The 24,909-nt window shown below is 49.4% G+C and carries 24 protein-coding genes; 4 read left to right on the plus strand and 20 right to left on the minus strand.

Annotated elements, in window-relative coordinates:
* Window positions 1-32: 32 nt before the first annotated feature.
* From LRP54_RS00345 to LRP54_RS00430, 18 genes are all read right to left on the minus strand, one after another.
* Entirely contained in the window at window positions 33-299 is a 267-nt protein-coding gene (locus LRP54_RS00345) for a F0F1 ATP synthase subunit epsilon (protein ID WP_442984578.1), read from the minus strand.
* Entirely contained in the window at window positions 296-1,744 is a 1,449-nt protein-coding gene (gene atpD / locus LRP54_RS00350) for a F0F1 ATP synthase subunit beta (RefSeq protein ID WP_231205311.1), read from the minus strand. The genes LRP54_RS00345 and atpD overlap by 4 nt, the downstream gene beginning before the upstream one ends.
* Window positions 1,745-1,771: 27 nt before the next feature.
* Complete coding sequence (locus LRP54_RS00355; RefSeq protein ID WP_231234581.1) at window positions 1,772-2,701, minus strand: F0F1 ATP synthase subunit gamma; 930 nt, start codon at window positions 2,699-2,701, stop codon at window positions 1,772-1,774.
* A gap of 3 nt (window positions 2,702-2,704) precedes the next feature.
* Window positions 2,705-4,342, minus strand: coding sequence for a F0F1 ATP synthase subunit alpha (gene atpA, locus LRP54_RS00360; protein ID WP_231234582.1), 1,638 nt, complete (start codon window positions 4,340-4,342; stop codon window positions 2,705-2,707).
* Window positions 4,343-4,372: 30 nt separating this feature from the next.
* A complete protein-coding gene (atpH, locus tag LRP54_RS00365; protein ID WP_231205314.1) occupies window positions 4,373-5,203 on the minus strand; it encodes an ATP synthase F1 subunit delta in 831 nt (276 codons plus the stop codon).
* Complete coding sequence (locus LRP54_RS00370; protein WP_231205545.1) at window positions 5,203-5,763, minus strand: F0F1 ATP synthase subunit B; 561 nt, start codon at window positions 5,761-5,763, stop codon at window positions 5,203-5,205. Before LRP54_RS00370 ends, atpH begins: the two co-directional genes overlap by 1 nt.
* Window positions 5,763-5,969 carry an ATP synthase F0 subunit C gene (gene atpE, locus LRP54_RS00375; RefSeq protein ID WP_231205315.1) on the minus strand — a complete coding sequence of 69 codons (207 nt, stop codon included), beginning with the start codon at window positions 5,967-5,969 and terminating at the stop codon, window positions 5,763-5,765. Before atpE ends, LRP54_RS00370 begins: the two co-directional genes overlap by 1 nt.
* Window positions 5,970-6,024: 55 nt before the next feature.
* Window positions 6,025-6,939 carry a F0F1 ATP synthase subunit A gene (gene atpB, locus LRP54_RS00380; protein ID WP_231205316.1) on the minus strand — a complete coding sequence of 305 codons (915 nt, stop codon included), beginning with the start codon at window positions 6,937-6,939 and terminating at the stop codon, window positions 6,025-6,027.
* 102 nt (window positions 6,940-7,041) lie between these two features.
* Window positions 7,042-7,479: a hypothetical protein gene (locus tag LRP54_RS00385; RefSeq protein ID WP_231205317.1), complete on the minus strand. Its 438-nt coding sequence runs from the start codon at window positions 7,477-7,479 to the stop codon at window positions 7,042-7,044.
* On the minus strand, window positions 7,466-8,596 hold the full coding sequence (locus tag LRP54_RS00390; protein WP_231234583.1) for an MraY family glycosyltransferase: 1,131 nt from the start codon (window positions 8,594-8,596) through the stop codon (window positions 7,466-7,468). Before LRP54_RS00390 ends, LRP54_RS00385 begins: the two co-directional genes overlap by 14 nt.
* A 48-nt stretch (window positions 8,597-8,644) precedes the next feature.
* Entirely contained in the window at window positions 8,645-9,271 is a 627-nt protein-coding gene (locus LRP54_RS00395; RefSeq protein ID WP_231234584.1) for an L-threonylcarbamoyladenylate synthase, read from the minus strand.
* A 164-nt stretch (window positions 9,272-9,435) separates the two neighbouring features.
* Complete coding sequence (gene prmC, locus LRP54_RS00400) at window positions 9,436-10,287, minus strand: peptide chain release factor N(5)-glutamine methyltransferase (RefSeq protein WP_231234585.1); 852 nt, start codon at window positions 10,285-10,287, stop codon at window positions 9,436-9,438.
* Between the two features lie 35 nt (window positions 10,288-10,322).
* Window positions 10,323-11,429, minus strand: a complete 1,107-nt coding sequence (gene prfA / locus LRP54_RS00405; protein WP_231205321.1) for a peptide chain release factor 1 — start codon at window positions 11,427-11,429, stop codon at window positions 10,323-10,325.
* Window positions 11,430-11,733: 304 nt separating this feature from the next.
* The gene (rpmE, locus tag LRP54_RS00410) at window positions 11,734-11,955 is read right to left on the minus strand and encodes a 50S ribosomal protein L31 (RefSeq protein WP_231205322.1); all 222 of its coding nucleotides are present in this window, start codon (window positions 11,953-11,955) and stop codon (window positions 11,734-11,736) included.
* A gap of 237 nt (window positions 11,956-12,192) precedes the next feature.
* Window positions 12,193-13,920 carry a transcription termination factor Rho gene (rho, locus tag LRP54_RS00415; protein WP_231234586.1) on the minus strand — a complete coding sequence of 576 codons (1,728 nt, stop codon included), beginning with the start codon at window positions 13,918-13,920 and terminating at the stop codon, window positions 12,193-12,195.
* Between the two features lie 480 nt (window positions 13,921-14,400).
* Window positions 14,401-14,991, minus strand: a complete 591-nt coding sequence (locus tag LRP54_RS00420; protein ID WP_231234587.1) for a hypothetical protein — start codon at window positions 14,989-14,991, stop codon at window positions 14,401-14,403.
* 536 nt (window positions 14,992-15,527) lie between these two features.
* Window positions 15,528-16,493, minus strand: coding sequence for a homoserine kinase (thrB, locus tag LRP54_RS00425; protein ID WP_231234588.1), 966 nt, complete (start codon window positions 16,491-16,493; stop codon window positions 15,528-15,530).
* A gap of 5 nt (window positions 16,494-16,498) precedes the next feature.
* Complete coding sequence (locus LRP54_RS00430; protein ID WP_231234589.1) at window positions 16,499-17,806, minus strand: homoserine dehydrogenase; 1,308 nt, start codon at window positions 17,804-17,806, stop codon at window positions 16,499-16,501.
* A 365-nt stretch (window positions 17,807-18,171) separates the two neighbouring features.
* Between LRP54_RS00430 and pflB the strand changes: the two genes are divergently transcribed.
* The 3 genes from pflB (at window position 18,172) to pflA (ending at window position 21,544) form a co-directional block, all read left to right on the plus strand.
* Window positions 18,172-20,286 carry a formate C-acetyltransferase gene (gene pflB, locus LRP54_RS00435; RefSeq protein WP_269212658.1) on the plus strand — a complete coding sequence of 705 codons (2,115 nt, stop codon included), beginning with the start codon at window positions 18,172-18,174 and terminating at the stop codon, window positions 20,284-20,286.
* A gap of 41 nt (window positions 20,287-20,327) precedes the next feature.
* Window positions 20,328-20,579 carry an autonomous glycyl radical cofactor GrcA2 gene (grcA2, locus tag LRP54_RS08370; RefSeq protein WP_269212659.1) on the plus strand — a complete coding sequence of 84 codons (252 nt, stop codon included), beginning with the start codon at window positions 20,328-20,330 and terminating at the stop codon, window positions 20,577-20,579.
* An 89-nt stretch (window positions 20,580-20,668) separates the two neighbouring features.
* Window positions 20,669-21,544, plus strand: coding sequence for a pyruvate formate-lyase-activating protein (pflA, locus tag LRP54_RS00440; RefSeq protein WP_231205327.1), 876 nt, complete (start codon window positions 20,669-20,671; stop codon window positions 21,542-21,544).
* 59 nt (window positions 21,545-21,603) lie between these two features.
* On the opposite strand, the gene def is transcribed toward pflA, so the two are convergent.
* Window positions 21,604-22,203, minus strand: a complete 600-nt coding sequence (gene def, locus LRP54_RS00445) for a peptide deformylase (RefSeq protein WP_231205328.1) — start codon at window positions 22,201-22,203, stop codon at window positions 21,604-21,606.
* A gap of 233 nt (window positions 22,204-22,436) precedes the next feature.
* Here def and LRP54_RS00450 point away from each other — a divergent pair, with 233 nt between their 5' ends.
* Window positions 22,437-23,333, plus strand: a complete 897-nt coding sequence (locus LRP54_RS00450) for an aldose-1-epimerase (RefSeq protein ID WP_231205329.1) — start codon at window positions 22,437-22,439, stop codon at window positions 23,331-23,333.
* Window positions 23,334-23,433: 100 nt separating this feature from the next.
* Here the strand turns inward: LRP54_RS00450 and lysA are convergent, their stop codons facing one another.
* Window positions 23,434-24,861 (minus strand): diaminopimelate decarboxylase, encoded by a 1,428-nt coding sequence (gene lysA / locus LRP54_RS00455; RefSeq protein ID WP_231205330.1) that lies wholly within the window; start codon window positions 24,859-24,861, stop codon window positions 23,434-23,436.
* Window positions 24,862-24,909: the final 48 nt, after the last annotated feature.

Below are 24,909 nucleotides of genomic sequence, written 5' to 3' on the forward strand. Positions count from 1 at the left end.
GGCAGGTGAAGAATAACTTCACCTGCCTTTCCCTAAGCAATAGAACCGTGATCTACCACAATAGTGACGAAGCCTGAATCAACAGAGGCAACCCCGTTATCTACTGTGAATGAATGTTGTCCCTCAGATGTATGCACAATGACTTGCCCCTGCGCCAACATAGCAAGTAGAGGCTGACGCCCCGGCAAAATACCGAGAAGCCCATCAACTGCAGGAACTTGAACCTGCGAAGCCACTCCGTGCCATAAACGTCCCTCGTGCGAAACAACTTCGACTTGTAGATGAGACTTGGTCATCAGGCGTCCTTTTGCAATTCGTGCCAAGCACGTTCAAGATCGTCGATACCACCGATATTGAAGAATGCCTGCTCAGGAACCTCATCGTAGTAACCTTCAGCGATTCGTTTGAATGCTTCAATTGTTTCAGACAAAGGAACAGTTGACCCAGGAACGCCGGTGAATTTCTCAGCCATATATGTGTTCTGCGACAAGAACTGTTCAATACGACGGGCACGTGCCACCGTAATCTTGTCTTCTTCGGACAATTCATCCACGCCCAAGATGGCGATAATGTCCTGGAGTTCCTTGTTTTTCTGCAAAATAGCTTTCACATGTGTCGCAACATCGTAGTGTTCACGTCCCACCAGAGCAGGATCAAGGATACGACTGGTTGAAGCCAATGGATCAACCGCAGGGTACAGACCACGAGAAGCAATTTCACGTGAAAGCTCTGTAGTAGCATCCAAGTGCGCAAATGTGGTGGCGGGAGCAGGATCCGTGTAGTCGTCTGCCGGAACGTAAATTGCTTGAAGTGAGGTAATGGAATGCCCACCAGCAGATGTAATACGTTCCTGCAATTGACCCATTTCATCAGCGAGATTTGGCTGGTAGCCCACAGCAGAGGGCATACGACCAAGCAAAGTTGATACTTCCGAACCTGCCTGGGTAAAACGGAAGATATTATCAATGAACAACAAAACATCCTGATGCTGCACATCGCGGAAGTATTCTGCCATTGTCAGACCCGTCAAAGCGATACGCAGACGAGTCCCTGGTGGCTCGTCCATCTGACCAAAGACCAAAGCTGTTTTGTCAAAGACACCAGCTTCTTCCATTTCATGAATGAGGTCATTACCTTCACGAGTACGTTCACCAACGCCAGCAAAAACCGACACGCCACCGTGATCTTGAGCAACTCGCTGAATCATTTCCTGAATCAGAACGGTTTTACCGACACCAGCGCCACCGAAAAGACCAATCTTTCCGCCCTGCACATAGGGTGTGAGTAGGTCAATAACTTTAATACCTGTCTCGAACATTTTTGTTCGAGCTTCCAGCTGGTCAAAAGCCGGAGGCTGACGGTGAATTGGCCAGCGTTCGGTGATTTCCAGTGTTTCACCTTCTTTGAGATTCAAAGGCTCACCGGTCACATTAAATACATGTCCTTTGGTCACGTCACCAACGGGAACGGTAATCGGGGATCCTGTGTCTGTCACAAGAGCACCACGCACAAGACCGTCTGTGGGTTTTAACGCGATTGTGCGCACCAAATTATCACCCAAGTGTTGAGCGACCTCAAGGGTCATTGTGAAGGTGCCGGCGGCATCTCCTTGACCTGACAAATCAACGTCAACGTGCAGTGCGTTGTATAAGGGCGGAATATTGTCTGGCGGGAATTCAACATCGACAACAGGGCCGACGACTCGCGCGACGCGCCCTTGACCGCCAGTGGATGTATGTGACATATCTTCTCTCTCCATGAGCGTGGGCTTTCAGCCCTGAACCAAAGCGTCGGCCCCACCGACGATCTCGCTAATTTCTTGCGTGATCTCCGCCTGACGGGCCGAGTTGGCCAGGCGCGTGTATTTCGTAATGAGTTCTTCAGCGTTATCTGTTGCGGTGTGCATGGCACGCTGACGAGCCGCAAGTTCAGAAGCTGCTGATTGCAACAAAACGTTGTGAATACGGCTTTCCACATACAGTGGAAGAACAGCATCCAGAACCCTTTCAGCAGATGGCACAAATTCATACTCTGGGAAAGCCTGATCTGGTTCATCAGAAAAACCACGCTCTTTTTGGCGTTCTTCATCAGAGCTTGGGGCATCCACCACAGATAGCGGCAGCATCTGGCGTACCTCAGGAATTTGAGTCACCATCGTCTTGAAACGTGTGTATACCAAATGCACTTCAGATACAGCCTGTTCCAAGTCTTTGTGTAAGAAGCGTCCCAGTAATTCTGAGGCGATGTGCCGTGTCATTTGTGGTGAAGGTGAATCAGATTCACCTTCCCATGAGTGCTCGATAGGCACATTTCGGAAGCGGAAATATGACTGAGCACGTCGACCACAGGTGTAGAGTACAGGCTGTTTTCCCTGAGTGCGTAGGTTGTCAAGCAACTTTTCTGTTTCACGCAGAATCGTCGCAGAATATGCGCCTGCCATACCTCGATCTGAGGCAACGACAAGGACAGCAACTCGTGAAGTATCTTCTCGTTCTCTCGTGAGGGGATGATCGATATCTGTATGCACAGCCACAGCAGCCACGGCCTGAGAAAGTGCCTTTTCATACGGGCCTATTTCTGTCGCTGCACGACGCGCCGCACCGATACGCGATGCGGCAATCATCTCCATCGCGCGGAAGACCTTACCCAGCGTACGCGTTGAAGCGATACGCTGCTTATAGATCCTCTGCTGGCCTCCCATATATCAGGCCTTTCCACCGGGACGTGAACGAGTAATCTCTTCGCGCGAAAACTCAGCTTCAACCTCGTCATTATCTGCCATATCCATACCACGACCAGCACTGATCCACTGGTCATGGAAAACACTCACCTGTTCTTGCAGCTCAGCTTCAGTTTCATCACTCAGCTGACCGGTTTCTTTAATAGTGTCAAGAACGGCTGAGTGCGCACGCAGATGCTGTAGTAAGCCTTTTTCAAAGGGCAGCACATCTGAAACTTCCAAATCATCAAGGAAACCATGTGTACCAGCCCAAATAGAGGCTACTTGATCTTCCACCTGATATGGCGAATTCTGAGGCTGTTTAAGCAGCTCCATTAAACGTTCACCGCGTGTGAGCTGACGACGTGTAACCGCATCTAGGTCAGAAGCGAACATCGCAAAAGCAGCCATCGAGCGGTACTGAGCTAAGGTGAGCTTTAATGTACCGGCGACTTTCTTCATTGCTTTAATTTGTGCAGCACCACCAACGCGCGACACAGAAATACCAACATCAACCGCTGGACGCTGGTTCGCATTGAATAGGTCGGATTGCAAGAAGATCTGACCATCGGTAATGGAAATAACGTTCGTCGGAATGTAAGCAGACACATCATTTGCTTTTGTTTCAATGACCGGTAGGCCTGTCATCGAACCGCCACCCAGTTCATCGGAAAGTTTCGCACAACGTTCCAACAGACGTGAGTGCAAGTAGAAAACATCGCCAGGATAGGCTTCGCGCCCCGGAGGACGACGCAAAAGCAATGACACAGCTCGATAGGCTTCCGCTTGTTTTGACAAGTCATCAAAAACAATCAGAACGTGCTTACCTTCATACATCCAGTGCTGACCAATAGCTGAACCTGTGTAGGGAGCCATATATTTGTAGCCTGCAGGATCAGATGCGGGGGAAGCCACAATTGTTGTGTATTCCAAGGCTCCGGCAGCTTCAAGTGTTGAACGTACGGCCGCGATCGTGGAGCCTTTTTGACCGACTGCCACATAAATGCAACGCACCTGCTTGTTGGGGTCACCTGACAACCAGTTTTCGCGCTGATTCATGATCGTGTCAATAGCGATCGCTGTTTTACCGGTCTGGCGGTCGCCAATAATTAACTGACGCTGCCCACGACCAATAGGAATCATTGAGTCGATTGCTTTCAAACCCGTTTGCAGCGGTTCATGGACAGATTTACGTGCCATAACACCGGGGGCTTGTAATTCCAAAGCACGGCGACCAACAAGATCTGTTATATCGCCCAGACCGTCAATAGGCCGACCCAGTGGATCAACTGTGCGGCCGAGGTAGCCATCACCCACAGGCACTGATAAGACCTCGCCCGTACGATGAACGCTTTGGCCTTCTTCGATGTTGCCGAAGTCACCGAGGATAACAGCACCAATTTCACGCTGGTCAAGGTTCATTGCTACGCCCAAGGTGCCATCTGCGAAACGCAGAAGTTCATTGGCCATAGTGCCAGGTAAACCTTCAACATGAGCAATACCGTCAGCGGTTTCCGTCACTCGACCAACTTCTTCGGTGGCAACCTCCGAGGGACGGTAGGACTGGGCAAAAGAGTCCAAAGCAGCCCTGATTTCTTCGGGACTGATGGATAAGTCAGCCATTGAGTCTTCCTTTTGTTAAACGGGGTGATTCTAAAAAGATGACGAGCCAGCAAGAGCGCGTCGTAGTTCAGTTAAACGTGCAGAGATTGTCGCATCGACTGATTCATTTCCTGCACGTAAACGGAACCCACCCATCACCTGAGGGTCAACCGTTACAGCAAGAGTAACGTCAGATTTTAGACGCTCTGACATAACTTTACGTAACCGTGCAGCCTGTTCTGGGCTCAACGGAGCAGCAACATCCACAGTGACAAGTACGCGCGTATCAACGAGCGCTGCCGTTTCAGCATACATGCGTAGTTTCGATAAGAGACGCCCATGTACAGTACGTCCTACCGCACGACGAATCAGACGCATTGTATAAGGCGACAGATGCGCATGAAAGATTGCGTGTGCAAGTTCAGCACGCTCATGTGCCGTTCCTGTGCCCATATCTGACAAGCTCATCCGCAACTGACGATTATCTGAAAGAATCTCTTGAACACGTAGTAGCTCATTTTCAACGGTTTCAAGAGCATCAGCACGTTTGGCAGCCATCAGTGTCACGTAGATACCGCACATTTCAGTGATATCTGGTAACACATCTGGCTGTGACCAATGCACGGCTGACATGGAGTTGAGAACACAGCATGTGGAAGATTCCACTGATCTTGCAAATGCGTGTGATACCAAATCCTCTTTGTCACTAACTGTGCGCGCTGGATCTGACAGGGCACGTCTCAGTCGAGAATCAGCGCGGAGTATGTCAGCTACACCGAAAAGATCCTCCGCAAGGCGCATCACATCCACTTCCGAAGCCGAAAGGACATCATCCAGTGTCGTGCGAACTGTGATAGGCAGCAACTCCGTGAGATCACTCATCAGATATTCTCCGTGACCGTTGTACGCGACTCCAGATCATCTAAGAAACGATCCACCACACGAGCGGTAAGAGCTGTATCCGCCAAATGCTCCCCTACTATGCGTTCGGCAAGCTCAGTAGCAAGCAAGCCAACATCTGTACGCAAGGTAATTTGAGCGGCTTGTTTCTCAGCCAAAATCTGACGTTGAGCAGTATCAAGTATGCGAGCTGCTTCAGCACTGGCCTCAGCACGTGCGGCCGCAATAATGTTACGTGCATCATCGGTAGCTTTTTCACGTACTGCATGTGCTTCTACCGCTGCTTGACGAAGTAAGTCCTCACGGTCACGTTCAGCGGCAGCAGCATCTGCTTTTGCTTTATCCGCTGCGTGAAGCCCTTCTTCGATGAGGCGTGCACGTTCATCAAGCATTGCATAGATCTTAGGTAAGCCGTACTTACCAACAACTAAAACAAGGATGAGCAGCACAAAGGCAGACAGAAAAACTTCAAATAACGGCGGTAACAGAACCGAGTTTTCCCCTGCCGCATGGCTGCTTGCAGCAACGAGCAGTGTATTCATCACTTAATAATCATCGGCATGACGAATCCGATAAGGCCAAGAGCTTCAACCATACCAGCGCCAATAATCATATTCGTGAACAAACGGCCAGCAACCTCAGGCTGACGCGCAGTTGCTTCCTGAGTCTTTCCCACCAGCAAACCAATGCCGATAGCAGGACCGATAGTTGCAATGCCGTAGCCAATGTAGGCAAGCGATATACCCATGTAGGTTTCCTTTTCATTCGGGACACCGGCAAGGTGTCTGTGGGTGAGAGAACCGTCAGTGTGCTTCGACGGACAGCTTAATGTAGACAGTGGATAGGATCGTGAAAATGTAGGCCTGCAGGAAAGCCACAAAGACCTCAAAAAAGGTCATGATGAACATGGCAGCTCCTGTGAGCAAACCTAAAGAGCTCAGTGCATTCACCTGAGAAAGCAGCAAAGCCGTTCCAAAGTATGTGAGCGCAAGAATCAAGTGCCCCGCGATCATATTGCACAAGATACGAAGTGTGAGCGTGAAAGGACGAATAACAAAATTCGATAAGAACTCAATCGGTGAGATGATCACGTACATGATCTTCGGAACACCTGGGGGCATTAGTTGCGAACGTAGATAATGGCCAAGGCCTTGAGCACGGATACCTGCAACTATAGATGTGATATAGACGCACGCGGCAAAAACCATAGGTACAGCGATCACAGAAGTCACTGCAATGTTGATTCCGGGGATCACACCCGAAAGATTCATCAACAGTATGGCAAAGAAAATGGTGGTGAGCAGCGGAGCAAAACGTTTCCCACGCACCGGGCCAAGCATATTTATAGCTATGTCACCGCGGATAAATTCAGCGGCAAGTTCAAGAAGGGCTTGACCTCTGCTTGGTATAAGTGAACGCGAACGCACCACAATCACAACAACCACACACAGGAGAGTCGCCATGATGATTCGTGCAAGCGCCAAGCGGTTAAAGGAAAAAGCAGTCCCTCCCCCAAAGATGGGTGTCGGGAAAAAATCCTCCACACTTGGCTGGTGCGGAGCCATGGTAAAAGCCGGTATTGCTGTCACCAGCATGATGCATACCAAAATACCGACAAGCACCCAGTACCAGACAGGTGTCTTATACACGCGACGAGGCGTTGCCTCTGTAACAGTCGAAGTAGACAGGATGCCCTCCACAGATTCGTTATTCAGCATCGATAAACGGTCGCAGCTGGCCAAACCAACCCGTTAATAATAGCAGGAAGAAAGAGGAAAAGTGACTCCAGAACTGTGAGGTAAACAGAAAAAGAAATGCCTTTAGTTACCCGCTGCCGACTTGTTCAGTGATATAAAAACAAAAAATTCTGCGACCATGACAATAATCACTGTCACAATGATTGATAAGCCAATAAAAAACGTATGTAGATCCAAGGCACGCCCACAAAGCACGCAGGTAAGAAGTACTGTAATTTTCAGAATATATCCGGCACCGATTCCGAGCACTATCCTCTGTGGATCACGTGCGATAAAACGGAGTGTAAATACCTGAATTCCCACCAAAAAGAACGTAGCTCCCAGTGATAAGACAAGTGAACTCCAATGTACTTTTCCAAGAAAAGCAGCCATAACCTCAGTGCAGATCACGCATACAGCACAAAGCCACAATACGCGGGATACCTTTGCAATGACCGGCAACAAAGTTGCTGTTATTTTCCGGTGGTCATCAGATAAAAAATTGCCATCATGACTTGTCATGAGCAGGTACCTCCTGGAGGTTTTTTCGCCGTCTCCCCCGCAAAAACGGAAATTCGTAGAATGTTAAAAACACTGTGATTGCAAGAACCGGTAGGGCAACCGCAGCAACCTTATATACAGAAAAAACCAGTAAAGCGGCTGCTGGGAGTGCAATAATCGCAGTCCATAACCATAAAATGGCTACTACCTCACGGTGCCCGCGTCCCCTCGCTAATAATCGATCATGAAAATGTGAACGATCTGCATGGAAGGGACTACGCCCCTTGAGCATTCGCCGGATGGATGTTACTACCAGATCACCGATTGGTATAAGGATGACAGAAATTGGCAAAATAATTGGTAACAAGCCAACAAATACTTGCCCATCCCCCAAAAGCGCAGGGTCAATTTGTCCTGTCACAACAATACCTGCACCGCCGAGAAGCAAACCTAAAGTCTCAGCCCCGCCTCCCATCATGATGGATGAGGGATGGAAGTTGTACCACAAAAAGCCAACGCATACGCCCATTAAAATCACTACGGTCATCGAAGCAGTGGTCGCATAGGAAGGTGCTCCCATAATCCTGGTCAAAATATAGGAGTATATGAAGAAAGAGCCAGCACCAATAGCAACGATTCCAGCTGCAAGACCATCAAGACCATCAATAAAGTTCACAGCGTTGATAATGCCGACGATAACAACAATTGTCAGAACTAAAGATAGACGTGACGAACCGATTGTCAGGCCAAAAATCGGAAACGAAACAAGCTGTACGCCTCCAAGTCCCATAAGACCAGCAATAAGGACCTGCGCGGAAAGTTTTGCAACCCAATCCAGCTCTATCAGATCATCAACGACACCTAAAATACACATCGCCGCGGCTCCACCCATCAGGGCCCACGGGACTGTCGTTGCAAAAAGGGGAGTCATATAGGGAATTTTGCTGGCCAGGAGCATCGTGAGCAGCAACGCCAAAGTCATTGCGACCCCGCCAAGGCGTGGAATAGGGACAGATTGTACGTCGCGGTTACGTAGAGGCGGAAGAATCCCCCACCGCAGACAGCACCACCGCACCAAAGCAGTGAGGATCAGTGTTAAAGCGGCTGCGATGAGCGCTAAAAGGATATAAACCTTCATGCCGCTTTGTATCCTCCGTCCCTTTTCGTATCGTTGCTATTCACTGGATCAGCCTTGTAGGACTTCCATAATCTGTTCTAAGGATATGGCTCCTTCACGAATTGGACGAAGTGTTTCTTCGGTCACGTCAAGGATTGTTGAGGGAATTGCTAAGCCAGATGGTCCACCGTCAATATACGTTGCTACTTTTTCGCCAAAATACTCACAGGCACGGGTAATGGTAGTTGCAGGCTCTTGTCCTGTGAGATTTGCTGAAGTAACAGCAAGAGGACCTGTCACACGCAGTAAATCACACATCAGTGGCAAATCAGGCATACGCAAAGCGACGGTTCCGCGGGTTTGTCCCAGATTCCATCCAAGTTCCGGCTGTGCCTGCACGATCAAAGTTAAAGCACCCGGCCAAAAATTCTGTGCAAGGGTTATAGCAACATCAGTGACATTTGTGCCTATCCGTTGTATATCACTTGGATCCGCTATGAGAACGGGAGGTGGCATATGATGGCCACGTCCTTTTGCGGCCAGTAGACGAGTCACCGCATGAGGGTCATCGGCCCGGCATCCGATGCCATATACGGTATCTGTAGGGATCACAATAAGTTCGCCCTGAGTAATTTCAGCAGCGATGCTGTCGCGCACATCTTCATCCCACTGTGCAGAAGAATCAATGATTCTCATTGCGATTGGTCCTCTCGTGAGGCTATCGTGTGTTTTTCACGTTTTATCTGTGTCGATGCACGTGTGGGTGCCAGCTTTGGCATGGTATCCATTGTCTGGATGCGTGTATCTAGCCAGCCAGGCCCTGTGCTGCTCATGCAGGTTTTCTTTTCCATAGTTTACAGTCATGGCTTACGCGCACAAAGATAGCGGTCACGACCTGTGAGATCGACACCCGTATGCACATCAATAAAACCACAGCTTCTCGCGCTCTCACGCATTTCCTGTGCTTGGCTGGTGGCATGTTCGACGAAAAGAGCTCCACCAGATTTCAGTAGGTTCCATGCGCGGTGAATAATTCCTCGCGGCAGAACCATACCGTCTTCTCCTCCGCCGTATAGCGCTGTTGATGGATCGTAGAGTGCTTCTTTTTGTGTCACGGGTTCCCGTTCAGGAATGTATGGTGGATTGGAGATCAGTACATCTACTGTTCCGTCTATCTCGCGTAATACTTGAGGGTCTGTTGCATCACCTTGGTGTAAGTGGATACGGTGCTCTAGGCAATATTTATGAATATTACGTGCAGCAGTGTCATAGGGCGTGGGCATGAGCTCAACAGCATAGACATGAGCGTGTTCTACTTCCGTTGCCAAGGCCAAAGCAATTGCACCTGAACCCGTACATAAGTCCACAACACGTATTTCATGCTCTGCGGATGAGTAACGGTGAGCTTCATCAATAGCAGCACCGGCAACAACCTCGGTTTCAGGACGGCAAATGAAAACTCCTGGCCGAGCGTACAGTTCGAGATTTCTAAACCACATACGACCGATAATGTGTTGCAGTGGGATACGCGCACGACGCTGATGCACACCGGAACGAAAACGTTCTGCCGTATGGGGGGAAAGGATTTGCGGTGCTGTCCACAAATTATCGGTCCCTAAAGCCCATTCCATGAGGATTGAGGCTTCGCGCGCTGGTTGTGCCCCCTCAATAGATGTGAGCTGTTGTCGTGCCCATTGCATAAGTTCTCGCATAGGCACACTATGTCCGGTCGAAAATGACCTGTCATTCACTGGACGTGGTCCTGTTGAAGTCGCGCAGCTTCATCTGCTTCGATAGCTGAAGCAATGACTGGCCCTAAAGCACCTTCAAGTACGTGGTCAAGATTATGCGCTTTGAAACCTGTGCGGTGGTCAGCTATACGATTTTCAGGGAAATTGTACGTACGGATACGTTCAGAACGATCAACTGTACGTACTTGGCTGAGGCGTTGGGCGCTGTTTTCTGCTTCACGTTTTGCTCGTGCTTCAGCAGCTAAACGAGAGGCTAAAACGCGCAAGGCTGCCTCTTTATTTTGTAACTGCGATTTCTCGTTCTGCATGGATACCACAATGCCACTGGGAATATGGGTGATACGTACTGCAGAGTCAGTTGTATTCACGCTTTGCCCACCGGGTCCTGAGGAGCGGAAAACATCAATACGTAGATCATGAGGATCAATCTGGATTTCCTCGTCGTCTTCTACTTCCGGCATCACAAAAACGCCTACTGCACTCGTATGAATCCGACCTTGTGATTCAGTGACTGGGATACGTTGAACTCGATGCACACCGCCTTCATATTTCAGGTGTGCCCATACGCCTTCTTCTGGGGTTGGCGTTCCTTTCGCTCGGATAGCAAGTGTGATGTCTTTATATCCACCCAGCTCAGTGTGAGTAGCGGAAAGTTCAGTAACGGTCCATCCCTGCGTTGCGGCATATCGCGCGTACATACGTGCTAAATCTGAAGCAAATAGTGCTGATTCTTCACCGCCTTCACCAGCTTTTACTTCAAGAATTACATCAAGTGCGTCATCTGGATCACGGGGGGCAAGGACGTCAATAATCGCTGCTTTTGCTTTATCCGCGGCTTCACGTAGTTCTGGTAGTTCTTCTGCGAAAGATTCGTCTTCTGCGACAAGTTCTTCGGCGGCATTGAGGTCGGCGAGGGCCGCGCAATAGCGGTCATAGGTGCTTTTGACACGTGAGAGTTCAGCAAAACGTCGTCCGACTTTACGTAACATTCCAGAATCTGAAAGTACTGCAGGATCTGACATTTGCGCTTCGACTTGAGCGTATTCTTCCAGCAGCGGTTCCAGTGCTGTAAAAGTACTTTCTGGTGTAGGTGTTGCTGGCATAGGAATGATGTCTCCTCAGGCAAAAACAAGTTGGGAAGGAAAAGTGCCGTCATACAATTATGCCGCTTGCAAGTAAGCTGCAGGTAGTTTTTCTTTATTTCATGCGGTCCGTATGGTCTACAGATATTTTCGCAGTCTCATCAGGTTATAGGGATCGCAGTGTTTTATCACGACTCATTATTCCCTTGCGAAAGGTTATGCTGTCTTGTTCTGGCTAGAGAACTCACAGATAAAGAATCATGATGCATAGGCTTATGCGCAGCGGTGCCGGTAACCGTAGTGGTTACCGGCACCGCTGATAAAGTCACTTACTGGGGCGCACACGCTTGCCGTAGCGAGCCTCGAAGCGTGCCACACGACCGCCTGTATCGAGGATCTTCTGCTTACCGGTATAGAAAGGATGGCAAGCTGAGCACACGTCCACGCGCATTTCACCTGAGGTGATGGTGGAACGGGTAAGGAAAGAGTTACCGCATGTGCAGGTAACGGTTGTCTCAACGTATTCAGGGTGAATGCCCTGTTTCATGGTGTTCTCCTTAAGGAATTCGAGGATGCCGGGTCCCCAAGGACTTTACCAAGAGGTGAACCGGAACCAGTTGATATTGTGCCACTCTTGAGCCGTCAGGTCCACAGAGAAAGGCATCATGCGCAGTGAAACGTAACACCGACATACAGTCTAAAAGTGGTGAGCTTGTGAGGTTCTCGATTTTTTTCGGGATACCTCACAAGCTTTCGCACGTATTTTCTTACTTCAGCCTAGGCTTTAGTCAACTGTCGGTGTTGTTTTTTGCACAAGCATCAAAAACTCTGCATTTGACTGAGTTTCTTTGAGCTTTTCAAGGATGATTTCCAAAGCACTCTGCTGGTCAAGTGTGCCCAAAACGCGACGAAGTTTCCACATAATGCGGAGTTCTTCGGGTCGGAAAAGAACTTCTTCGCGTCGTGTACCTGAAGCATTCACATCAATTGCAGGGAAGATACGACGATCAGCCAGTTGACGTGAAAGTCGGAGTTCCATATTACCAGTGCCCTTAAATTCCTCGAAGATGACTTCATCCATCTTGGAGCCGGTTTCCACCAAAGCAGAGGCGATAATCGTTAATGAGCCGCCTTCTTTGAGGTTACGAGCTGCGCCGAAGAATTTCTTTGGCGGGTACAGTGCTGAGGCGTCCACGCCACCGGAAAGAATACGGCCCGAGGCTGGGGCTGCCAGGTTGTAGGCGCGTGAGAGTCTGGTCAGTGAGTCCAAAAGAACCACAACGTCTTGTCCGAGTTCGACCAGTCGTTTCGCGCGTTCAATTGCAAGTTCAGCAACAATTGTGTGATCTGCTGCGGGTCGATCGAAGGTGGAGGCAATCACCTCACCTTTAACGATTGAGCGCATATCGGTCACTTCTTCTGGGCGTTCATCAACCAAAACAACCATGAGGTGTACTTCAGGGTTATTCACTTCGATTGCTTTGGCGATTTGTTGAATCACCATGGTCTTACCTGCTTTAGGCGGGGAAACGATAAGACCGCGCTGTCCCTTACCAATTGGAGCAACTAAATCAATAACACGCGGTGTGAAAGCCTTAGCGGAGGTTTCCATTCGCAGTTGCTCATTGGGATATAAAGGAGTGAGCTTACCGAATTCACGTCGAGCTGCAGCTTCTTCTGTGGTCATGCCGTTGACAGCATCAACTCGCACCAGAGCATTGTATTTTTGACGTTGACGTTCACCTTCGCGTGGCTGACGTACTGCACCGACAACTGCGTCGCCTGCACGCAGACCCCAACGGCGCACATTACCCAATGTGACATATACATCATTTGGGCCAGGTAAGTACCCGGATGTACGAACAAAAGCATGGTTTTCTTGTATGTCAAGAATACCGGCAATAGGCGCTAAAACGTCGTCTTCACGTAATTGGAATTCCATGTTGTCACGGGGACGCTCACGCCGATCAGTTCGATCGCGGTTATCGCGGCGCTCGGTCCGATCAGTACGCTCTCGGCCGCGACGACGATCCCGGCCGCGACGACGACCACGGTTTTCCGTATCGTCCCCTTCAGGAAGTTCAATAGAGTCAAGGCTGCGCTGGGTTTTTTCTTCCAGCTCAGGAAGCTGCTCGCCGCCGTCATCTTCATGGGATACGCGAGCCGGAAGATCCAAAGTAATATGTGCTGGCTCGGCGGATTCTGTGGAAACTACGCGACGGCGACGGCCTTTACGGACCGATTGTTCTGATTCAGTTTTTTCCTCTATTTGAGGAAGGTCAAGAACCGGTTCGGCCTCAGGCATCGAAACCGCGCGACGCGGCCGACGTGCAACAGGCTTTTCAGAGGGGGCACGTGTTTCTTGTGCTGCCGCAAGTGCAGCAACGAGCTCACCTTTACGCAGAGTGGAAACACCTTTAAGTCCCATACGGGATGCGAGTGCTTTTAATTCTGACAGTTTGAGGGCCTGCAGGTCTTTTCCAGTCACTGCGGCGCTTGTGTCATTGCTCAAGGATTAATCCTCATCTGGATATGCCCCGTTCAGGGGAATGTGGGAGCTTCTACACTCACGCACTGTGAGAATAGTAAGCCAAGAATGTAATGAAATCAGGTCACCTTGAATTACCGACAATCGGCAAGGTCACGTTCGACCTGTATGTCCACATATTAGCAACAATAACCCCCTTGTTGTCCACATCGACAAAAAGAAGGTTTTTATGCACTACAGCACACATTCATCGAATGTGACTAATAATGTGCAATATCTTTACATAAGGCATACTCTAACGAAAGATATTTTTCAAAAATCTGACTTTATACCTTAACATACCTAAATATTCTAAAATTACACACGAGGTTTACTCGCATAAATCTTTACTTTAGATCTTTTTCTTCAACCATATTCAACTGATACTCATGCGGTGGCTTCGCATAAACAAAACCACCGCATGCGAGTGTGATGAAATAAAAATCCCTCAGGATTCTTCCTCACTCATCGAATGTATGAACGACGTGCAACTACCATAGCTCCGCCGAGAGCTAAAATAGCCGCTGCACCGCCGAGAACTCCTGCAGCCACACCGGTTTCCGCGAGCTTACCGCCCTTTCCTTCTTGTTCGGGAGCTTGCATGGGTTCAGACTGCGCTTCGTCGCTTTCAGTTGCTTCATCTTCTGTACTCATCAAAGATTCACGGTAAGCAGCATCAGAGTTAAGGCCATAACCGTCCTGATCGTTCATAGACGGACCTGAATCCCAGTTTGCTTCAATGTCATGCTCAGCGCGGTAAGCAGCATCAGAGTCAGCCCCGTAGCCATCTTGGTCATTTACAGAAGGACCTGAACTGAATTCTTCCTCAGCGGATGAGTGTGTTGCTTCAGCATCAGATGCCCTGCCATAACCATCCTGGTCATTCATAGAAGAACCTGAATCAAAATCCTCAGGTGCTGGAGGCTGTACTTCTTCCGCAGCTTCTGGTCCCGGTGCAGGTGGCTCGCCATCAGCGAAAGCGGGCAAAGTAAAAACTCCCAGCGCAAGAGCAGCGCCAGCAGCTAAAGCTGCTGATGAGCGTTTCAGTTGTTTCATGTCATTTCCTAGCTTCGATCTATGTACATACGCACAGTGGTAAAGGGAAGCGCAAAGCGCTCATCAATGACGCTACCCCCCCCCCGACCGATTTAGTCAAGCCCTTCTTCTGACCAAAAATCAGCGCATCTTTCTTTTAATGAGTAAGGCAGGACACGAAAACTTCCTTATCGCATTCATCACTACTCGCCTTTGTCGAGTAGTGTTTGCGTGTTTTATCTGAATTTTTCACAGTTTATGCGCTTTGATTTATTCACGGCCTACGCGGAGGAAATCACGCAGCACACGTTTATTGAGTGCTGCTTATAGGAAAATATTCAAAAATACAGATACGTCACAAATACATCACAATGACAAAATACGTGCGTTTTTACGAAAAACATACCTCGCACCACACAGGCAAAGCGAAGTAAAGGAGCGCTTTTCTTCAAAGCCCTACCTTTTTATTTCATACGCACACACTGGGGATGAATATCCCAAATTGTCAGCCCGCCGTTTGCAATACCCTCTTTTTATTACTGAGGCACACGCATCAATTAACGTTCATGCGACGTGCTTTTCAGTTGCCCACGTGTCACCGTTAAACCACGATGAGGAATACCTACATTCACCACATGCCACCCTGCTGCTCGCGCATCTGAGCAAATTTTTGCTGGCACTGATTCCAAAGAAATCACTGTCGGCCCAGCCCCAGAAATCACAGCCGCTATACCAGCTGCACGTAACCAATCCACAAGCGCCAAAGAGGGTTCCATATTTGAGCGCCGTTGTTCTTGATGAAGTCGATCATCTGTAGCAATCATCAACAATTCGTGGAAATCTGGTGACATACGCCCCCCACTTGCTGAGGCCACAAGATTTGTGCCTAAAAGAGCAGTTAAAAGCGCAGCGCGAGACACGTTGTAGCTCGCATCCCCATGCGGCACTGTGGCGGGTAAAGCAGCGCGAGCACGTGATGTAGAAAGCTCAAAGTCTGGGATAAAGACCACCGGTTGTAGGCGCTGTGGCACACCAACAGAAACCATACCCGGACGCCCATTTTCCATCCAAGCTATCGTGGCACCCCCGTAAAGCGCAGGCGCCACATTATCAGGATGACCTTCTAATTCTGTTGCAATATCAAGCATATCCGCTTCGGTAAGTGCCTCTGGATCACCAACTAAAGCACGAGCAAGACCGCAACCCGCAACAATCGCAGCAGCAGAAGAACCTAAACCTCTGCTGTGCGCAATCCTATTCATACACCGCATGCGGATACCCACCTGTGGCGCTCCCATACGATCAAGAGCAAAACGCAAAGCACGCACGATGAGGTTGTCTTCACCGGTTTCTACAGTGCCGGCACCTTCTCCTTCAATGACAACTTCTGTAGGACCTGATGTTGCATGAACAGAAACGTCATCCCACACATCTAAGGCCATTCCCATACTGTCAAAACCTGGCCCCATATTCGCAGTTGTTGCAGGAACTTGAACTGCAACGAAATCATTGCGTAATTGCATGTGGACTATTCTCCTTCAACACGTAATGTTGAAATTACTTGACGTACCGCGTCGCAGCATTTCAGATCATTGACCACAGCTCGTAAATCTGATTCTTTTCCACTGTGAGTAACCAGAGTAATTGTCGTACATGCATCAGCAGAATCATAGCGTTGATTCACCGACTGAATTGATACGCCATAACGTGCGCATACGCCGGCAACTTCAGCAAGAACCCCCACACGATCTTCCACTTCAATACGCATGTGATAACGGGTATGAGCCAGACCAGGTTCAAGAATCGGTAATTGCGCATACACAGACTCACGCGGCGCATGACCACCATAAGCACGATGATGAGCAGCCGCTACAAGATCAGACAAAACTGCTGAGGCGGTAGGAGCACCACCGGCACCTTGCCCGTAAAACATCAAACGTCCTGCTGCTTCCCCATCAATCGCCACAGCATTAAAGGCCCCTGACACCGTTGACAACGGATTATCAGCACCAATAAGAGCAGGATGAACGCGAGCAATAATTCCTTCTGTTCCTTCTGCTGTCACATGGCGCTCAGCTATCGCAAGGAGCTTAATAACCTGGCCTGTTTCACGTGCTTGTGCCATATCATCGGCAGTAATTGAGGTGATACCCTCCACAGCAACATCTTCGATACCGACGCGAGTATGGAAAGCCAAGGAAGCAAGAATTGCACATTTCGCTGCAGCGTCAAAGCCTTCCACATCGGCAGTTGGATCCGCTTCAGCGAAACCAAGTTTTTGTGCCTGTTCTAATGCCTGCTCATATGAAGCACCCGTAGAATTCATCGCATCCAAAATGAAATTCGTTGTGCCATTAACAATGCCCATCACTTGAGTGATACGGTCCCCTGCAAGCGATTCTCGCAGACCATAGACCACAGGAACTGCCCCGGCAACAGCGGCCTCGTAATACAAATCGGCACCATTGGCAGCAGCAGCCTCATACAGTTCAGGACCGTGAGCGGCAAGAAGCGCTTTATTGCCTGTCACCACTGAAATACCTTGATCCAGTGCGCGACGAACATATGTGCGCGCAGGTTCAATGCCGCCAATAAGTTCAACAACAATGTCACGTCCATCAATTGCTTGGGCTGGATCTGTTGTTAAAAGAGCTGGATCAATAGTGACATCACGAGGAGCATCGAGGCGACGAACGAGGACTGATGCTACGCGCATACGAGCACCCGAACGTGCTGCAAGTTCTTCAGCTTGCTCCCCCAGTATGCGGATAACCTGCGATCCCACTGTTCCGGCGCCAAGGACAGCTACATCCAGCACAGGTGAAGTCTCAGACATCGTTTTCCTCCAGGTCACTATTTACGGTCATATCAAGCGATCTACGCCATGATATTAGACTCTTTCCATGTAAGTGTGCGTGAGTGTTTTGCTTTTGTTCTCTCAAGTAGCGATGCGCATATTTTCCTGTAAAGATTAACAACTCACACACATATTAGGACTAATGTCCCTGCGGTTAATTATTTGTTTTAACACTTCCAACGACGGTGACCGATCGCATAGATTTTTTTCCCTTTTTCTCCCTCTTTTACCTTGAAAGAGCGCCACACTGGAATAGACGTCTTACAGGACGTTACAAGTGCCGACCGGCCACACGTACCGACGTTTACACCTATAGAACGTGGGAACATCTGAGAAGAGGAATCATGACAGAGCAGACCGCTCCAGCAGACACAGCCGCTGCGTGGGAAGGCTTTGAATACGGTCCATGGACAGAATCAGTGGATGTCCGCGACTTCATTCAGCGCAACTACACACCCTACGAAGGCGACGCCAGTTTCTTATCCGGCCCAACCGAAAAGACACAGCGCGTATGGCAAACTCTTGAAGACAAGTACCTCAGCGCTGAACGTAAAGTACGTATCCTCGACGTTGACACCCACACACCTGCAGACATTGACGCTTTTGCTCCCGGGTATATCAGCGAAGATGATGATGTCATCGTTGGTTTACAAACAGACTCCCCTCTCAAGCGCGCAATGATGCCAAACGGTGGCTGGCGCATGGTGGAAACCGCCATTAAAGAAGCAGGCAAAGAAGTCGATCCTGAAGTCAAGAAAATCTTCACCCAGTACCGCAAAACACACAACGACGCGGTATTCGACATTTACACCCCCCGCATCCGTGCGGCACGTTCCTCACATATCATCACCGGCTTACCTGATGCTTATGGCCGAGGCCGTATCATCGGTGACTACCGCCGTGTTGCTCTCTACGGTGTTGACCAGCTCATTGAATGGAAGCAACAAGATAAAGATGCTGTTGCTCATCAACCATTCTCAGAACACTGGGCACGTTACCGTGAAGAACACTCAGAGCAAATTAAAGCCCTGAAGAAACTCAAGAAAATGGCCGCTGATTACGGCTTCGACATTTCTGGACCAGCTCGTAACTCCCAAGAAGCTGTGCAGTGGACGTACTTTGGCTACCTCGCATCTGTGAAATCACAAGATGGTGCAGCCATGTCTATCGGCCGCCTCTCAGCATTCTTTGACATCTACTTTGAACGCGACTTAGCCAGCGGAGCAGTAACTGAATCTGATATTCAAGAAATCATTGATGCTCTTGTCATTAAGCTCCGTATCACACGCTTCTTGCGCACCATTGACTACGATCAGATCTTCTCTGGTGACCCCTACTGGGCAACATGGTCAGATGCTGGTTTTGGTGAGGACGGACGTACTCTAGTCACCAAGACTTCATTCCGACTGCTGCAAACACTGCGCAACCTCGGCCCTGCACCCGAACCGAATATCACGATTTTCTGGGACGAAAATCTACCAAATGGGTACAAGGAATTCTGCGCAGCAATTTCCATTGAAACCTCCTCCATCCAATACGAGGCAGATGAACAGATTCGCCAACACTGGGGCGATGACGCAGCCATTGCCTGCTGTGTTTCTCCGATGCGCGTCGGCAAGCAAATGCAGTTCTTTGGCGCTCGCGTAAACGCAGCAAAGACACTGCTATACGCCATCAATGGTGGCCGTGATGAAATGTCAGGTAAGCAAATCGTCACAGGATACGCACCTGTTGAAGGCGATGGGCCACTTGATTTTGATGAGGTCTGGGCCAAGTACGAAGAAATGCTTGACTGGGTAGTTGGCACCTATGTTGAAGCTCTCAACATTATCCACTACTGCCATGACCGGTACGCATATGAATCCATTGAAATGGCCCTGCACGATTCTGAGATCATTCGCACCATGGGTTGCGGTATCGCAGGTCTATCAATCGTTGCTGATTCACTTTCTGCTATCAAATACGCGAAGGTCACACCGGTTCGTGATGAAACCGGTTTGATTGTTGACTACGTGACAGAAGGCGACTTCCCAACCTACGGTAATGACGATGACCGCGCTGACGATATTGCCGCGACAGTTGTCCATACCGTTATGGATAAGATCAAAGCTATCCCCATGTACCGCGATGCCATTCCCACGCAGTCCGTTCTGACGATTACATCCAATGTTGTCTACGGAAAAGCAACAGGTAACTTCCCTTCAGGACACCGCGCAGGAACACCTTTCGCGCCCGGTGCAAACCCTGAAAATGGCATTGACACGCACGGCATGGTCGCTTCTATGCTGTCCGTCGGTAAACTTGATTACAACGATGCTCTTGACGGAATTTCGCTCACCAACACGATTACTCCCTCCGGTCTTGGTCGCACAAAAGACGAACAAGTAACCAACCTCGTGGGAATTCTCGATGCAGGTTTCGTCCCAGACGACAGCTGCGAATGCACCGTCCAAAACTGATATTCATTCCCTATACACCCACTGAAGAAAAGAGAAAAATCATGGCTACCAAGACCTACGAAGAACGCCTTGCTGCAATGCGTGCTGCTCGTGAAGAACGCGGACACCGTGCTGGCTTATACCACGCCAACATCAATGTGCTGGATCGCGCCACACTTGAGGATGCTATTGAGCACCCCGAAAAGTACCCGAACCTCACTGTTCGCGTCTCAGGCTACGCAGTGAACTTCGTTAAGCTCACCCGCGAACAGCAACTGGATGTTCTGTCCCGTACCTTCCATCACTCAGCCTGATTTCTGAATGATATCCTCGTGGCGCCGTCCTATGAGTGGGTCGGCGCCACACTCATCCCGTCCGTATTTTTGAGGGAAGTTCCGTAAATATGACCGCCACTTTTATTGATGCTTCAGCTGTTATGGGCGACCAGAATTTCCAAGCACCGACAGCGCGTCTTTCCGGTGCTGGAACACAAGGCCTTACTGAACTGACCGATATTGAACGCACCGAACGACTTGAACGTATGCGGGCCGGAACCCTCGGGTCAGTTCATTCATGGGAGCTCGTCACTGCAGTTGACGGCCCCGGTACACGTTTGACCATATTCCTCAATGGTTGCCCCCTCCAATGCCTGTACTGTCACAATCCTGACACTTTGCGCATGCGTGACGGTCATCCTGTCGAAGCCGACGAAATCTTAGGGCGTATCCGTCGTTATCGTCGTATTTTTCGCACAACAGGAGGCGGCATTACGCTTTCTGGTGGCGAAGTCCTCATGCAGCCAGCTTTTGCAGCGCGTATTCTCCGCGGCGCAAAAGAAATGGGGATACACACAGCAATTGATACATCCGGTTTCTTAGGTGCTGCCGCATCCGATGAAATGCTTCAGGATGTTGATTTAGTTCTTTTAGACGTTAAATCCGGCATTCCAGAAACATATACACAAGTCACCGGTCGACAATTGCAACCCACCATTGATTTCGGTGATCGTCTCTCCTCTTTAGGAATTGAAATCTGGGCGCGTTTCGTCCTTGTTCCTGACCTCACAGACGCACCTGAAAATATTGAAGCAGTTGCCGACATTATTTCACGCTGGTCATCTGTCAGCCGCGTTGAAGTGCTTCCTTTCCATCAAATGGGTATGGATAAGTGGGCCTCTTTAGGTTTAGAGTACGCACTCACAGATGTGCGTCCCCCTTCAGCTGAACGCACCGATCAGGTTCGTCGTATCTTCCGTAACCGGGGTTTTACTGTCTACTAAACAGGATCTGTCACATCATCCCGGCCGCGTATCCAAGTATTGCGCAGTGAAATATTTCCTCAGTGGCTGGGTGGAACCCACGTCAAACCGGGTTTTCCCCAGCCTTCACGAGTAATGGCACGACTTACCACCTCATCGTAGGGCGCGTTCACACGGTCACAGTACAAAGTACCGTTGAGATGATCGAATTCATGTTGAAAAATGCGTGCAAGCCACCCATAGGCTTCAATACGCAGAGGATTTCCTTGCTCGTCACATCCTGTCAAAATAGCATGATCTGCGCGTCTCAGAGGATAAGAATAACCGGGTACCGATAGGCAACCTTCTCGTTCAATTTCACGGTCAAGCGCCTCCTCACGAAAATCAGATAATTCAAGTGAAGGATTGATAACTACTCCGGAACGGCCCTGATCTGGAATATCAATACCAGCATGGCGACGTAAAAAACGATCATAAGGGTGTGACCCAGAATAATGCCACGTAAATATTCGCAGCCCTACTCCTACCTGAGGAGCAGCTAAACCCACTCCTGGCGCAGCGTGCATCGTCTGTTGCATATCGTCAATAAGAGTATGTATCTGTTGATCGATAGAGGACACTTCTTGTGCGCTCGTATGCAGAACTGGTTCACCAACAATCGTGATGGGAAGAATGGTCATATTCCGACAATAGCGGCCATATGCTGATGATGTGATATGCAGATCCTCACCACACAAAGAAAAAATGAGGAGAATCACATACTAGGGTGAAGGTCAAGAGAGGCAAAAACAAAAAATAAGACTTTTCTCAAGAAATAAGTACGGTAGCTTCTCAGCACACATCACTTAGCTGCACTCAAACGCAAGGGTGACATGAGACACTAGAAGGAAAGGACGTATCCATTGGAGGAAAAATGACTCCCGCTGCTTCAGGAACAGAAGTGACACTCACTTCAGGTGAATACACTGCCCGTATTGTCAGTGTCGGCGCAGGCATTGCTGGACTCACACTCAACGGAAAAGATCTGGTCCACCCACATTCCGTTGATGAAGTTCCTCTCGGCTATCTCGGAAAAACACTGGTTCCGTGGCCTAACCGTATTGCAGGGGGCTCATATACTTGGAAAAACACGCGCTACGATGTGCCCATCAATGAACCGACCACAGGATGCGCTTTACATGGCCTCATGGCGTGGACTGACTGGCACATCATTCATTCCGACCACGATTCAACAACCCTTGGAGCGTTCATTGCCCCTCGATATGAATACCCGTGGACACTGCAATGCTGGGTTACCTATGCCCTGCACGCAGATACTGGATTATCTGTTTCCATCACAACGAAAAATACGGGTAAGGAAACTGCTCCTTATGGCGTATCATCGCACCCCTACCTCACAATTGGACTGACACCAGCAGATGAGTACGTACTGTCAATCCCAGCAACCCACGTAGCGCAAACTGATGACAACCTCATACCTGTTGGCCTGTGCGCAGCCAAGCAATTAGACCTTGATTATCGCACTCCACGTCTGGTGAGCACTCAATCTATCGACCATGCTTTCACAGGACTTCCCAACGAAAAATGGGCCGTGCGATTGGCTTTACCGGAAAAGGATGAATGGGTTGAAATTGAAGCGGCAACACCATGGGTCCAAGTGTATTCTGCTGAGAAACTCGGACGCCGCAGCATTGCAGTTGAACCAATGACCTGCCCTCCAAATGCCTTTAACTCAGGGATAGATGTCATCGAATTGCAGCCAGGTGAAAGTCACACACTTTCTTTCAGTATCCGCGGCCATATTCACTAAGGAACTACGTGTGAAACAGCCTCCCTCACACAAAAATCGCACGGGAATGCGGCGATTATTCTTTCACCATGAAAGACCTTATCTAATTCCTTAAAAAAACTTACATAGATGCATCTAAGGACAGCATATGATCTAAAGTCTGCGGAAATATCATCCACTGTGCGTGACCGGACTCTACACCAAGAACCCCCGGTTTAGTCATCATATTGTAATTTGAAGCCATCGAGTAACCATATGCGCCAGTTACAGGAACAACTAACAGATCGCCAGCACGCACATCCGCAGGTAAATCAACATCCCATACTATGACATCACCGGATTCGCAATGCTTCCCCACCACACGGGAACGCACAAGCGGGGCATCCGATACGCGTTGACCCAATGTTGCCGTATAGCGCGCACCATATAAAGCCGGACGAATATTGTCAGACATTCCACCATCAACCGCTACATAACGGCGCACCGCACCAGAATCATCAATGGTCGCATCTTTTGTCGCACCGACACGGTACACCGACACTGTTGTCGGCCCAATAACAGAACGCCCCGGCTCAACGGATACACGCGGAACAGGAATATCATGCCGCGCACATTCATCACGTATCGCCATCGCTAAAGCACGCACAACCTCAGCAACAGACGGCGCACATGCATCATGTCCCGAATAAGCGATAGCAACTCCCCCACCACAATCCAATTCAGGCAGTGGATAGCCCACACGCTTACTGACCTGTGCAGTTAATGCACACATGATACGTGCAGCTTCCACAAAAGCCTCTGCACCATAAATTTGGCTCCCAATATGGCTATGCAAGCCGCGCAGCTCAATATGAGAACTCGCTTGGATTGCTTCAATCACCGCATCTAATTGCCCGTCAGCAATTCCAACACCAAATTTTTGATCTTCATGACCGGTTGAAATGTACTCATTCCCACCTGCATGAACACCTGTTTTCACACGAACCATGACTCGCGCTTTTACGTGAAGTTCACTGGCAATACGTTCCACCTGTTCCACTTCATGCAAAGAATCAATGAAAATACGCTCAATACCGGATAAATTCCCCGCAGATAAAGCTGCACGAATTTCCTCATCCGTTTTATTATTTCCATGTAATCCAATGTTTTGTGGAGGAATGCCTGCACGCAAAGCACATGTGAGTTCCCCTAAGGAAGCAGTGTCCACGCCCATTCCAACTGCTGTTACTTCACGGATAACATCGGCACACAGAAATGCTTTCCCCGCATAGAAAGCATCACCTCCATTCATGCCGTAGCCTTCCCAGAATTCCTCAGCCATGACATGCGCCCACATACGTGCACGCTCACGAACATCAGCACGATCAACCACATAAACGGGGGTCGTAAAGTTTTCCGCAATATCGCTCACACGCACTCCACCAATGGAAAGTACGCCCTCGGAATCACGTACAGCGCTCCAAGGCCACAGATCAGGGCGCTCTGTCGGCTCTGGACACACTAAGGAACCTACAGGAAACTGATCACCGTCGGTAAGAGCCTCACCCATGGTTCATCCCTTTCAGGAGGTCAGAATTATTTCACCGGTCAGTACCAT

It is taken from the genome of Schaalia sp. lx-100 (assembly GCF_021083625.1).
GTDB lineage: Bacteria > Actinomycetota > Actinomycetes > Actinomycetales > Actinomycetaceae > Pauljensenia.

Coding starts and splice junctions, on each gene's coding strand:
- atpD (WP_231205311.1), bottom strand. CDS start 1,744: ATGTCACATACATCCACTGGCGGTCAAGGGCGCGTCGCGCGAGTCGTC.
- LRP54_RS00355 (WP_231234581.1), bottom strand. CDS start 2,701: ATGGGAGGCCAGCAGAGGATCTATAAGCAGCGTATCGCTTCAACGCGT.
- atpA (WP_231234582.1), bottom strand. CDS start 4,342: ATGGCTGACTTATCCATCAGTCCCGAAGAAATCAGGGCTGCTTTGGAC.
- atpH (WP_231205314.1), bottom strand. CDS start 5,203: ATGAGTGATCTCACGGAGTTGCTGCCTATCACAGTTCGCACGACACTG.
- LRP54_RS00370 (WP_231205545.1), bottom strand. CDS start 5,763: ATGAATACACTGCTCGTTGCTGCAAGCAGCCATGCGGCAGGGGAAAAC.
- atpE (WP_231205315.1), bottom strand. CDS start 5,969: ATGGGTATATCGCTTGCCTACATTGGCTACGGCATTGCAACTATCGGT.
- atpB (WP_231205316.1), bottom strand. CDS start 6,939: ATGCTGAATAACGAATCTGTGGAGGGCATCCTGTCTACTTCGACTGTT.
- LRP54_RS00385 (WP_231205317.1), bottom strand. CDS start 7,479: ATGACAAGTCATGATGGCAATTTTTTATCTGATGACCACCGGAAAATA.
- LRP54_RS00390 (WP_231234583.1), bottom strand. CDS start 8,596: ATGAAGGTTTATATCCTTTTAGCGCTCATCGCAGCCGCTTTAACACTG.
- LRP54_RS00395 (WP_231234584.1), bottom strand. CDS start 9,271: ATGAGAATCATTGATTCTTCTGCACAGTGGGATGAAGATGTGCGCGAC.
- prmC (WP_231234585.1), bottom strand. CDS start 10,287: ATGCGAGAACTTATGCAATGGGCACGACAACAGCTCACATCTATTGAG.
- prfA (WP_231205321.1), bottom strand. CDS start 11,429: ATGCCAGCAACACCTACACCAGAAAGTACTTTTACAGCACTGGAACCG.
- rpmE (WP_231205322.1), bottom strand. CDS start 11,955: ATGAAACAGGGCATTCACCCTGAATACGTTGAGACAACCGTTACCTGC.
- LRP54_RS00420 (WP_231234587.1), bottom strand. CDS start 14,991: ATGAAACAACTGAAACGCTCATCAGCAGCTTTAGCTGCTGGCGCTGCT.
- thrB (WP_231234588.1), bottom strand. CDS start 16,493: ATGCAATTACGCAATGATTTCGTTGCAGTTCAAGTTCCTGCAACAACT.
- LRP54_RS00430 (WP_231234589.1), bottom strand. CDS start 17,806: ATGTCTGAGACTTCACCTGTGCTGGATGTAGCTGTCCTTGGCGCCGGA.
- pflB (WP_269212658.1), top strand. CDS start 18,172: ATGACAGAGCAGACCGCTCCAGCAGACACAGCCGCTGCGTGGGAAGGC.
- grcA2 (WP_269212659.1), top strand. CDS start 20,328: ATGGCTACCAAGACCTACGAAGAACGCCTTGCTGCAATGCGTGCTGCT.
- pflA (WP_231205327.1), top strand. CDS start 20,669: ATGACCGCCACTTTTATTGATGCTTCAGCTGTTATGGGCGACCAGAAT.
- def (WP_231205328.1), bottom strand. CDS start 22,203: ATGACCATTCTTCCCATCACGATTGTTGGTGAACCAGTTCTGCATACG.
- LRP54_RS00450 (WP_231205329.1), top strand. CDS start 22,437: ATGACTCCCGCTGCTTCAGGAACAGAAGTGACACTCACTTCAGGTGAA.
- lysA (WP_231205330.1), bottom strand. CDS start 24,861: ATGGGTGAGGCTCTTACCGACGGTGATCAGTTTCCTGTAGGTTCCTTA.